The sequence below is a fragment of the Burkholderia sp. ABCPW 11 genome, from assembly GCF_001523445.1.
Classification (GTDB): Bacteria; Pseudomonadota; Gammaproteobacteria; order Burkholderiales; family Burkholderiaceae; genus Burkholderia.
Genome location: NZ_LOVM01000008.1, coordinates 257,971 through 269,819, shown reverse-complemented (window position 1 = coordinate 269,819; position 11,849 = coordinate 257,971). Strand labels below are relative to the sequence as shown.

9 protein-coding genes are annotated in these 11,849 nt (G+C 68.7%); 5 read left to right on the top strand and 4 right to left on the bottom strand.

Annotation, left to right across the window (positions count from 1 at the left end):
- Window positions 1–7 precede the first annotated feature (7 nt).
- Window positions 8–1,732 carry a tannase/feruloyl esterase family alpha/beta hydrolase gene (locus WS61_RS05310; protein ID WP_059499563.1) on the top strand — a complete coding sequence of 575 codons (1,725 nt, stop codon included), beginning with the start codon at window positions 8–10 and terminating at the stop codon, window positions 1,730–1,732.
- 63 nt (window positions 1,733–1,795) lie between these two features.
- On the opposite strand, the gene WS61_RS05305 is transcribed toward WS61_RS05310, so the two are convergent.
- A complete protein-coding gene (locus tag WS61_RS05305; protein ID WP_034203136.1) occupies window positions 1,796–2,272 on the bottom strand; it encodes an Lrp/AsnC family transcriptional regulator in 477 nt (158 codons plus the stop codon).
- Window positions 2,273–2,450: 178 nt separating this feature from the next.
- Here WS61_RS05305 and WS61_RS05300 point away from each other — a divergent pair, with 178 nt between their 5' ends.
- Window positions 2,451–3,683, top strand: a complete 1,233-nt coding sequence (locus WS61_RS05300) for a diaminopropionate ammonia-lyase (protein WP_059499562.1) — start codon at window positions 2,451–2,453, stop codon at window positions 3,681–3,683.
- 29 nt (window positions 3,684–3,712) lie between these two features.
- The gene (locus WS61_RS05295; RefSeq protein ID WP_059499630.1) at window positions 3,713–4,897 is read left to right on the top strand and encodes a M20 aminoacylase family protein; all 1,185 of its coding nucleotides are present in this window, start codon (window positions 3,713–3,715) and stop codon (window positions 4,895–4,897) included.
- Window positions 4,898–4,952: 55 nt separating this feature from the next.
- Here WS61_RS05295 and WS61_RS05290 read toward each other — a convergent pair whose 3' ends face one another.
- Window positions 4,953–6,311, bottom strand: a complete 1,359-nt coding sequence (locus tag WS61_RS05290; protein ID WP_059499561.1) for an aspartate aminotransferase family protein — start codon at window positions 6,309–6,311, stop codon at window positions 4,953–4,955.
- Between the two features lie 362 nt (window positions 6,312–6,673).
- On the opposite strand from WS61_RS05290, the gene WS61_RS05285 reads away from it, so the two are divergent.
- Window positions 6,674–8,671, top strand: a complete 1,998-nt coding sequence (locus tag WS61_RS05285) for a glycoside hydrolase family 28 protein (RefSeq protein WP_059499560.1) — start codon at window positions 6,674–6,676, stop codon at window positions 8,669–8,671.
- Window positions 8,672–8,734: 63 nt separating this feature from the next.
- Here WS61_RS05285 and WS61_RS05280 read toward each other — a convergent pair whose 3' ends face one another.
- Together WS61_RS05280 and WS61_RS05275 are read right to left on the bottom strand one after the other, a co-directional pair.
- On the bottom strand, window positions 8,735–9,244 hold the full coding sequence (locus WS61_RS05280; protein WP_059499559.1) for a GNAT family N-acetyltransferase: 510 nt from the start codon (window positions 9,242–9,244) through the stop codon (window positions 8,735–8,737).
- A 263-nt stretch (window positions 9,245–9,507) separates the two neighbouring features.
- A complete protein-coding gene (locus WS61_RS05275; RefSeq protein ID WP_059499558.1) occupies window positions 9,508–10,155 on the bottom strand; it encodes a glycine zipper 2TM domain-containing protein in 648 nt (215 codons plus the stop codon).
- Window positions 10,156–10,602: 447 nt separating this feature from the next.
- Between WS61_RS05275 and WS61_RS05270 the strand changes: the two genes are divergently transcribed.
- Window positions 10,603–11,802: an amidohydrolase family protein gene (locus tag WS61_RS05270; protein WP_059499557.1), complete on the top strand. Its 1,200-nt coding sequence runs from the start codon at window positions 10,603–10,605 to the stop codon at window positions 11,800–11,802.
- Window positions 11,803–11,849: the final 47 nt, after the last annotated feature.

Below are 11,849 nucleotides of genomic sequence, written 5' to 3'. Positions count from 1 at the left end.
AGTTATCTTGAACAGAAAATCTGCAATCCTCTGTATTGCGCCGCTGTCCGCCGCCGCCATGCTCGCCGGTTGCGGCGGCGACGATTCGATCGGTGCCGCGCCCACGCACCTGAGCGCCGCGACGCCGGCCGCGATGGCGCAGACCTGCGACGCGCTCGCCGCGAAGCTCGCGTATGCGAACACGTCGTTCACGTCGGTGACGACCGCGGCGGCCGGCGCGCTGACGGTGGCCGGCAAGCCGGTCGCCGAGCACTGCGTGATCGCAGGGAAGATGAACGAGCGCGTGAGCGCGGTGGACGGCAAGACCTATGCGATCGGCTTCGAGATGCGCTTGCCGAAAGCGTGGAACGGCCGCTTCTTCTACCAGGCGAACGGCGGGCTCGACGGTAACGTCGTGACCGCGACCGGCGAGATCGGCGGCGGCGGGCCGCTGACCAACGCGCTGAACCAGGGTTTCGCGGTGATCAGCTCGGATTCCGGGCACAGCGCCGCGCAGAATCCGCTGTTCGGCCTCGATCCGCAGGCGCGGATCGACTACGGCTACGGCGCCGTCGATGCGCTGACGCCGATGGCGAAGCAGGTGATCCGGCTCGCGTACGGCAAGGCGCCCGATCGCAGCTATTTCGGCGGCTGCTCGAACGGCGGCCGTCACGCGATGGTCACGGCGGTGCGCAACCCGGCCGACTACGACGGCATCATCGCGGGCGATCCGGGCTTCCATCTGCCGAAGGCGGCGATCGGCGAGATGTACGGCGCGCAGCAGTTCGCGAGGATCGCGTCGGCCACCGGATCGAACGGGTTGCCGGATATCCGCAGCGGTTTCAACGATGCGGAACGCCAGTTCGTCGGCGCGAGGATCCTCGACAAATGCGATGCGCTCGACGGCGCGGCCGACGGGATGGTGCAGGACGTCGCCGCGTGCCAGGCGCACTTCAGCATCGATACCGATATCCCGACCTGCGCGAACGGCACGCGCACCGGCGCCTGCCTGACGCCTGCGCAGAAAACCGCGCTGGAGAACGTGTTCGCCGGTGCGCGCAACGGCGCGGGCACGGCGCTGTACGCGAGCTTTCCGTACGATCCGGGCGTGGCTGCCGGCGGCTGGGCGTCGTGGAAGCAATCGGCGTCGATCACGCTCGATCCGGCCGCGATGGCGTTCACGTTCATGACGCCGCCGAAAACCGCCGCGGCGCTCGCGAACCTGCCCGGTTTCGCGCTCGGCTTCGACATGGACAACGACGCGCCGGCGATCTTCGCGACGAGCGGCGTGTACACGCAATCGGCGTGGTCGTTCATGACGCCGCCCGACGAGACGAACCTGTCCGCGCTGAAGACACGCGGCGCGAAGCTGCTCGTCTATCACGGCACGGGCGACCCGGTGTTTTCGTTCAACGACACGCGCGACTGGTACGCGCAGGTCGCGCAGGCGAACGGCGGCGACGCGTCGAGCTTTGCACGCTTCTATCCGGTGCCGGGGATGAACCACTGCTCGGGCGGGCCGGCCGCCGACCAGTTCGACATGCTGACGCCGCTCGTCGAGTGGGTCGAACAGGGGCAGGCGCCGACGGCGATCGTTGCTGCCGCGCGCGACACGACGAACGCGGTGCCGAACGCGGACGTGCCCGCATCGTGGGGCGCGGGGCGCACGCGGCCGCTGTGCCCGTATCCGCAGATCGCGCGCTACAACGGCTCGGGCGACCTGAATTCGGCGGCGAGCTTCAGTTGTCGCTGACGTAGCCGTCGATGGGAAGCGGCCGGCGCAGGCAGTCGTGCGCCGGCCGTTTCACCGCAGCGTTCACTCGCCGGCATCGACCGGCACGTCGAGGCCGACCTTCACGCGGCTCATGCTCACCAGCGTCTTGAACCGCTTCACGTTGTTGTTCGCGAAGAACAGCTCGCGCGTGAGCGCGTTGTACTGATCCATGTTGCGCACCGCGAGGATCAGCACGAAATCCCATTCCCCCGTCACGTAATAGCACTGCTGAATCTGCGGGCAGCGCTCGAACGCGCGCTTCATCGCGTCGAGCTGGTCGATCTGCTCGCTTTCGACCTCGACGTTCACGACGATCGTCAGCGGATGATCGACCTTGTCCGGCGCGACGACGGCCGTATAGCGCTCGATTACGCCGTCTTCCGCGAGGCGGCGCAGCCGCCGGTTCACGGCGGCGGTCGACAGATTGACGCGCGCGCCGAGCTCGGCCTGCGGCGTCTGCGCGTCGCGCTGGACTTCCATCAACAGCTTGCGATCGAACGCATCGAGAGGGGGCGTCATGATGGTGTGTCGAGCCTCGAAAGAATGAGAAATTTTTGCGTGTGAGACGTCGATTTGGCGATTTCATTCGCCAGTGTACGCAATATTATTTTTCCAACCGATGGCGAGCGCAGCCTGCGTCTGCCTGATCCGACTCACCCGACGGACCGTCAGCGGTCCCGCTCCGGAGCCCTTTGCCATGCTGATCGCCAACCCGCGCGCATCGCGCACACCCTATCCCAACGCGCTGCGCCGCGTGATGAACATCGCGTCGGCCGACGAAAGCGGCGCGTGGCTGTCGCACTGGCCGCTCGTCGGCCACACGCGCACGCCGCTGCGCGCGCTGCCCGATCTCGCCGCGCGGCTCGGCGTCGCGAGCGTCAGCGTGAAGGACGAGTCGTGCCGCTCGTCGCTCGGCAGCTTCAAGGCGCTTGGCGCGCCGATCGCGCTGGTGCGGCTCGTGAAGCGGCTGCGGCGCACGCAAGAATTCGATCCGCGGGGGCTCGTCACCGGCCGCTATGCGTCGACTCTGGCCGATCTGACGGTGATCAGCGCGACCGACGGCAATCACGGCCGTGCGCTGGCCGCCGCCGCGCGCGCGATCGGCTGCGGGTGCGTGATCGTGCTGCACGCGAACGTCGACGCCGAGCGCGAACGCGCGATCGCGGCGTACGGCGCGCGGATCGTGCGCATCGCGGGGAACTACGACGAATCGGTCGTCTGCGCGGCGCAGCTCGCGCAGGCGAACGGCTGGTACGTCGTGTCGGATACGTCGTACGACGGCTACGAAGCGATTCCGCGCGACGTGATGCAGGGCTACGGCGTGATCGCCGCCGAAGCGGCCGCGCAGGCGGCCGCGGACGACGGGCGACCGTTCACGCACGTGTTCCTGCAGGGCGGCGTGGGCGGCCTCGCCGCGGGCGTCGCGAGCTACCTGTGGGAGCGCGACGGCGTGCAGCGGCCGCGCTTCGTCGTCGTCGAGCCGCGCCAGGCCGATTGTCTGTACCAGAGCGCGCTGGCCGGGCGCGCGACGAAGGCCACCGGCAGCGTCGATTCGGTGATGGCGGGGCTTGCGTGCGGCGAGGCGTCGCCGCTCGCGTGGGATTTCCTCGAGATGTGCATCGATCATTTCATGCTGATCGACGACGAAGACGCGGTGCAGGCGATGCGCAGCCTCGCGGCCGGCAGCGAACGCGACGTGCCGCTCGTCGCCGGCGAATCGGGCGCGGCCGGCGTGGCCGGGCTGGACGTGCTGATGCGCGACCCGGCGCTCGCGCGGCAGGTCGGGCTCGATGCGCATGCGCGGGTGCTGGCGATCAACACGGAAGGGGCGACCGCGCCGTCCGTGTACCGGAAGTGCGTCGGCGAGACGGCCGACGCGGTGCTCGCGCGTCAGCGCGAGTGGCTCGGCCGCGTGGCGGTGGCAGCCTGAACGACATGACGACCGACGAGGCGAACGCGATGGACGAAACCGACGCAATCGAAGCAAGCACGCTGCAAGCGCAACTGAAGACCTGGCGCCGCCATCTGCACCGGTATCCGGAGACGGGTTTCGAAGAGGTGAACACATCGGACTACGTCGCGCGCATCCTGACCACGCTCGGGCTCGACGTGCATCGCGGCATCGGCGGCACCGGGCTCGTCGCGAACCTGACGGCCGGCACGGGCACGCGCGCGATCGGCATTCGCGCGGACATGGATGCGCTGAACATCGCCGAGCACGCGCCGGGCCGCGAACACGTGTCGCGCACGCCGGGCAAGATGCATGCGTGCGGGCACGACGGCCACATGTCGATGGTGCTCGGCGCCGCGCAGCTGCTGGCCGAACGCAAGGATTTCGACGGCACGGTGCGCTTCATTTTCCAGCCGGCGGAAGAGCACGGCCGCGGCGCGAAGGCGATGATGGCCGACGGGCTGTTCGAGCGCTTTCCGGTCGACGCGATCTTCGGCGCGCACAACATGCCGGGCATGCGCGCGGGCACGTTCTCGACGCGTGCGGGCGGCATCATGGCGAGCGAAGACAATTTCGTGATCCGGATCGACGGGCGCGGTACGCACGCGGCGCGGCCGCACATGGGCATCGATCCGATCGTGATCGGCGCGCAGATCGTGCTCGCGCTGCAGACGATCGTGTCGCGCAATCTCGACCCGGGCCGGCAGGCGGTGGTTTCGTGCACGGAATTCATCACCGACGGGCTGCGCAACGTGTTGCCGTCGACCGTGACGATCAAGGGCGACACGCGCAGCTATTCGCGCGACGTGCAGACGTTGCTGGCCACGCGGATGCGCGAGATCAGCGAAGGGATCTGCCGCACGCACGGCGCGACCTGCACGTTCGAGTACACGCACGAGTTCGCGCCGACGGTGAATTCACCGGAATGGGTCGAGACGGCCGTGCAGGCCGCCGCGCAGGTCGCGGGCGCCGACGCGGTGAACGCCGACGTGCAGCCGATGATGATCTCGGAGGATTTCGGCGCGTTCCTGCAGGCGGTGCCGGGCAATTTCATGTTCATCGGCAACGGCGAAGCGGCCGGGCTGGGCGGCGTGCCGCTGCACAACGCGACGTACGATTTCAACGACGAGATTCTGCCGGTCGGCGCGCGGTATTTCGCGGAAGTGGCGCGGCGCGCGTTGCGGGCCGCGTAGCGGGCGGGAGGGCCCGGTACGCGCTCGCGCGAGTACCGGGCCTTGCGTCAGCGCGTTACACCAGTTCGCCCAGACACGCATCGAACTGCGCGACGAGCCGGTCGACATCGTCGGCGGTCGTTTGCGGGCACACGAGCATCATGTTGTGGAACGGCGTGATCAGCACGCCGCGATTCAGCAGGTACAGGTGCACGATGTGCTCGAGTTCGCTGTCGAGCTGCGCGCCGGCCAGCGTGCCGTTGCGCGGCGGTACGGGCGCGAACTGAAACTCGGTGCGCGCGCCGATGCGCGTCACGCACCACGGCAGCCCGTGTTTCGCGATCGCATGTTCGAGGCCCGTCGCGAGCCGCGCGGCGAGCGCGAACATGTGCGCATAGGCGGCGTCGGTTGCGACTTCGGCGAGCGTCGCGCGCATCGCATGCATCGCGAGCATGTTCGCGGTGAGCGTCGTGCCGATTCCCGAATGGCCGGGCGGCGCGTTCAGCTTCGCCTGCTTCGCGCGTTCCGCGAATTCGGCGCTGAACCCGTACACCGCGCACGGCACGCCGCCCGCGATCGGCTTGCCGACCACCAGCATGTCCGGTTCGAGACCGTGCGCGACCGCGTAGCCGCCGGGGCCGCTGCTGATCGTGTGCGTCTCGTCGATCACCAGCAGCGTGCCGTGGCGGCGCGTCAGTGCGCGTGCGGCCTCCCAGAAGCCCGGGTCGGGCAGCACCATGCCGATGTTCGTCATCGCGGGCTCGGCGAGCACGCATGCGACATCGCCGTCCTGCAGCGCCGCTTCGAGCGCGTCGAGATCGTTGAATTCGACGACACGCGTGTTCGCGAGCAGGTCGTACGACTGTCCGAGCAGGCTGTCGCGCTGTACCGGGCGGCCGTCGACGAGATCGACGAACACGTCGTCGACCGTGCCGTGATAGCAGCCGTTGAACACGACGATCGTGTTGCGGCCGGTGGCCGCGCGCGCCCAGCGCAGCACGAAGCGGTTCGCGTCGCTCGCGCTCAAAGCGAATTGCCAGACCGGCAGATGGAAGCGGCGCGCGAGTTCGCGCGACACCCAGGCGGCGTCCTCGCTCGGCAGCATCGTCGTGTAGCCGCGCGTGGCCTGCTCGGCGAGCGCGCGGGCGACGGGTTCGGGCGCATGGCCGAACATCGCGCCCGTATCGCCGAGGCAGAAATCGACGTAGCGATGACCGTCGACGTCGGTGAAGGTCGCGCCGCGGGCCTCCTTCACGTAGAGCGAGAACGGGGTCGACCAGTCCTGCATCCAGTGCAACGGCACGCCGAACAGCAAGTGCTCGGACGCTTCCGCGGACAGCGCGCGGGAAACCGGCATGGCTTCGGCGAACGCGTGGCGCTCGCGATCGAACAGCGCGCGGGCGCGGATGAGGTCGACTCCGTGGCGGGTAGGCAAAGGCGGCTCCTCGACTGTGGGAATGGACAAACGATAGCGCGGGTGGCGCGGGGCTGACCAGAGGCGGAATTACCGAGGCGGGGTGGCGGCGGGCGGGCAGGAACCGTACCGTTGGAGAGTGGTGGCCGGAGAGGATTGAGTGGAAGTTTTTGCGCATAAACATACGACAACATATCTCTGGAGCCTCATCTGTCGATGTGAGTGTGCGCACACATTCGATATATAACCCCATAAATAACAGGGTAAACGACAAATACATACGTCGTCCCAATCGCGTCTAGACTCCATCACGTAGTACGACGACGTATAAATCGCGATCCGCCGACCGGCGCATCGATGCTCTCTACCCCGAAGGAGTGCCCATGGCCGCCCATCGCCGCCGTCCGTCTTCGTCCGCCCGATCGCCCGCATCGAAACGGGTATCGCGCCGCGCTTTCATCGGCTGGACCGGCGCGCTCGCCGGCGGCGCGATGCTCGGCGGTCCGTTCGCGGCCGGCCGGGTGCTGGCGAAGGGCGCGACGCCCGATGCGTCGGCGGTCGATCTCGTGTGGGGCGAGCACGGCGCGGCGGAGCGCATCGCCGCATCGCTCGCGCACGTGTCGCGGCTCGCGCGGCGCGGGCGCGACTTCGACGTGACGCAGTACGGCGCGCGACGGTGCGCGACGGTCGCGCAGACGTCGCCGTACCCGGCAGCGAAATCGCCGGTCAGCCCCGGCTCCGAGCTGACGGTCGCGCCCGGCGCATTCGATGCGCGCCCGGCGTTTCTCGCGGCGATCGACGCATGCCGGCGGGAAGGTGGCGGCCGGGTCGTCGTGCCGTCCGGCACCTGGTACTGCGCGGGGCCGATCGTGCTGCAGAGCAACGTCACGTTCCATCTGAGCGCGAACTGCACGATCTACTTCAGCCCGAACCCGGCCGATTACGCGAAGGACGGCCCGGTCGATTGCGGCGCGAACGGCCGGCTGTACTACAGCCGCTGGCAGGCGAACGATTGCCTGAACTTCGGTGCGCCCGTCTACGCGCGCCACGCGACGAACATCGCGCTGACCGGCGAAGGCCCGACGTCGGTGCTCAACGGGCAGGCGATGACGCCGTTCTCCGGCAGCGGCGCGAACAGCGTGTGCTGGTGGACCTACAAGGGCTCGTCGGGCGCGTACGGCGCAGGCGCGACGGTGCCGGCCCAGAACTACGCGAACCCGAACAACGTCGACCTGCGGATCGTCGCGCCCGCGATTCCCGACGCGCTCTATGCGCTGCTGACGTCGCCCGTCACGCCGTGGCAGCAGGACCAGAACTACCTGCCCGCGCTGTCCGAGGCCGGCGTGCCGGTGGAGAAACGCATCTTCGGCCTCGGTCATTACCTGCGGCCATGCATGGTCGAATTCATCGGCTGCACGAACGTGCTGATGGCGAACTACCAGACCCAGAACACGCCGTTCTGGCAGCACCATCCGACCGCGAGCCGCAACGTCGTGATTCGCGGCGTGACGACCAACAGCATCGGCCCGAACAACGACGGCTTCGATCCGGACGCGTGCACCGACGTGCTGTGCGAGGACTGCACGTTCAACACCGGCGACGACTGCATCGCGATCAAGTCGGGCAAGGACCGCGACACCGAATACGGGCCCGCGAAGCGGCACCTGATCCGCAACTGCACGATGAACAGCGGGCACGGCGGGATCACGCTCGGCAGCGAGATGGGCGGCGGCGTCGAGCAGATCTATGCGACGAACCTGTCGATGCTGAACGCGAACTGGCAGACCAACCCGCTGAACATCGCGATTCGCGTGAAGACCAACATGAATCGCGGCGGTTACGTGAAGGATTTCCACGTGAAGGGCGTCACGCTGCCGAACGGCGTGACGCTGAAGGGCGGCGGCTACGGCAGTGCGCTGCTCGCGGGCAGCCCGGTCAACGCGAGCGTCCCGCTCGGCGTCGTCACGCCGTCGGCCGGCAATCCGTCCGCGGCGCAGGGCGGCATCGTCACGTTCGACTGCGACTATCAGCCGGCGAACGACGCGGTGCGCACGCGCGCGCCGGTCGTGCAGAACGTGACGATCGCCGACGTGAAGGCGAACAACGTGACGCTGAACGGCGTGAGCGCGTCGTGCTTCCAGGCGATCGTCGCGCAGGGGCCGGTCGCGTTCGACTACAACGGCACGCCGCCCACGCCTGCGGTGCAGCCGATCTCCGGCGTGACGATCGCCAATTGCGACTTCGGCACGCCGGTGGCGTCGGGCACGCCGACGGTCACGTCGCCGGGGCCGATCTATGCGTTCAACGTGAGCGCGATGACGCTGACGAACGTGACGATCGCCGGGCAGATCGTCAACGCGACGATCACCGACACGCGGTGAGATGACGTCACGTCGCCGCGTTCGCGTGCAACCGGTCGGCGCCTGCACGCGAACGCCGATGTGTCATGCCAGCGTCTTGATCATGTAGTGCTCGTCGTAGAAGCGGCCGTCGACGCACATCGAGCGCGGCTCCGTGCCGAACCGCACGAACCCCTGCGATGCATACAGCCGCTCCGCGGTGTGGTTGACCTCGTTTACGCACAGCATCAGTTGGCTGCAACCCCACGCGTTCGCCGCATGCGCGGTCGCGCTGTCGAGCAGCGCCTGCGCGATGCGTTGCCCGCGATATGCGGCGTCGACGTAGACACCCCAGATCGTCGCCTTGTGCGCGATCTTCGTGCGCGCATCGCGGCGCACGCCGGTGATGCCGACGAGCGTCTCGCCGTCGAACGCACCGAACACGGCCTGTACCTGCGTCGGCGTGAGGCGCTTCGCGAATTCGTCGACCGGCACCTGCGATTCTTCGTCGAGCGTCGGCAGGAAGGATGTGGGCGCGGTGTCGACCGCACGCAGGCGGACGGCACGGAAACAGGCGGCGTCGGCCGCGTCGAGCAGGCGGATCGTGATCGTCATCGGGGGCGTTCCGGTTGAGGGGCGTGCTTGCCCGCGCGCCGCTGCGGCGGTCGCGGGATGCATCGTCCTTATCCTAACGGGAATCCGGATGTCGCGACGCGATGCCCGCTGCGGGCACGAACGTGAACCGGGAAGACGGTGATGACGGCGGGTCGTGCCGCCGTCGACGAGGGACGCCGGGCGCGTGTGCCGTTGCGCCGAACCTGCACCCGACGTCGAATGCTCGGCATGCGCGAGATCGGCTCACGCGCACGCCGCTGGCATCAATAGCGCGACAGCTGATTGCCGTTGATCTGCACGCGGTCGCCCGGACGCAGGTTGCCCGGCGACTGCACGTCGAACGAGCGCATCGAGCCGTCGCTGACCTGCACGTCGATCCGGTAGCTGCTCGGGCCTTGCGCGGCGCCCATCTGCTGGCCGATCTGGTTGCCCGCCACCGCACCGCCGAGCGCGCCGATCACCGTTGCCGCATCGCGGCCATGACCGCGGCCGAACTGGTTGCCCACCAGGCCGCCGACCAGCGCACCGACGACGGTGCTGGCGACACCCGACGGGCCGACCGAGCCGTTGACCGGCTGGATGTTCGCGACGGTGCCGTATTGCGTGCCGTACGGGTTCGCGTATTGCTGTTGCCGATTGCCATACGAGTCATACGGCTGCGAGCCGTACTGCGACGGGTTGCCGTATTGATCGTACGGTTGCGGCGCCTGGTTCGGATACGCCGGCTGCTGCTGCACGTAGCCCGGTTGCGAATACGCGGGCTGCGCATAGCCGGGCGTCGCGTATTGCTGCTGCGGATAGCCCGGCTGCGCGCCGTAGTAGCCCGGCGCTACGCACGCGGTGAGCGGAAGCGCCGCCACGGCGACGAGCGAGGCGAACAGAACGGTCTTCGTGGAAGGCATGCGCATCATGTGTTTCCTGCATCGGCAACGTGTCCGCCGATGGATTCCCGACACGGGTGGCGAACTCGGCGTGAGTATAAGGAATGGGCGAATGCGCGTCCGGTGCGGCCGGGTAACAACGTGTAAAGTCTGTTGCCGCGTAAATCGCCGATCGGGCGGGGCGTCGAAGCCCCGCCCGGCAACGCGGCGACGCGGCTTCCTCCCGGCGCTCGCGTGCGGATGATTCGGGTGATTCGGGCGATGCGGGCGATGCGGGCGATGCGCGGCCGCCGACCGGGTCGGCCCTTTCCACGTCGATCGTGCCCGCCGTCGCGTCCGGTCCGGCGCGCCTGTGCGCCGCACATCGCGAAATCGAATGCGCGGCATCGCGACATTTAATTGGCCTTGGGCAGCGGCGTCCGATATCGTGGCCGGATTCCTGCCAAAGGTCGCGCCGCGCCCCCCATATTCCAGGCCATGACCGAACGATTCTTCATCAACGCCGTCGACGCCGGCGGCCAACCCGTCAACCTCGTCGTCCGCGACGGCCGCTTCGCCGCGATCGGCGCCGATTGCGCAGCCGCGCCCGGCGCGCAGACGATCGACCTCGACGGCCGCGTCGTGCTGCCCGGTTTCGTCGACGGCCATATCCATCTCGACAAGAGCTTCGTCGGCGATCGCTGGGTGCCGCACGAACCGGCCGGCTCGCTGCGCGAGCGGCTTGCGGCCGAGAAGCGCCAGCTCGCGGCCGCGCCGCCGATCGTCGAGCGTGCGAACGCGCTGATTGCGCAGGCCGCCGCGTTCGGCACGATCGCGATGCGCAGCCACGTCGACGTCGATGCGACGACGGGCCTGTCGAACCTGCACGCGGTGATGGCCGCGCGCGAACGATGGCGCGGGATCGTCGACATCGAACTGGTCGCGTTTCCGCAGGCCGGCGTGATCGCGTGCCCGGGCACCGCCGAGCTACTCGATGCCGCCGTGCGCGACGGCGCGGACGTGGTCGGCGGGATCGACCCGACGACGCTCGACGGCGATGCGGATGGCCAGCTCGACATCGTGTTCGGCATCGCCGAGAAGCGCGGCGCGAAAATCGACATCCACCTGCACGAGCCGGGGGAAACCGGGATTGCGCAACTGCTGCGGATCGCGGCGCGCACGCGCGCGGCCGGGCTCGGCGGGCGCGTGAACGTGAGCCATGCGTATGCGCTCGGCCAGGTGAGCGATGACGACGTGCGGCGTACGGCTGCGGTGTTGGCCGAAGCCGGCGTATCGATCCTGACGAATGCGCCGGGCGACTGCGCGTTCCCGCCGGTGCAACGGCTGCGCGACGCGGGCGTGCACGTGTTCGCGGGCAACGACAACATCCGCGACGCGTGGTGGCCGTACGGCAACGGCGACATGTTGCAGCGCGCGATGATGGTCGGCTACCGGTCGGGCTTCTACACCGACGAAGCGCTCGGCATCGCACTCGACATGGCGACGCACGCCGGCGCGCGCGCCATCGGCAAGGAGAACTACGGAATCGCGGTCGGCTGCGACGCGAGCTTCGTCGCGGTGCGCGCGCCGAATGCGGCGGCGGCCGTCGCGGGCGTGCCGGCCGAACGCTGGGTATTCCGCCGCGGCGAAAGCGATACGGGCGCCCCGTTCGCCCCGTCGTTGCGCTTTACGCGCTGACCCACCCGAGCGGCGGCACGGCGCGCGCCGTGCCCGGCTTGCACCGA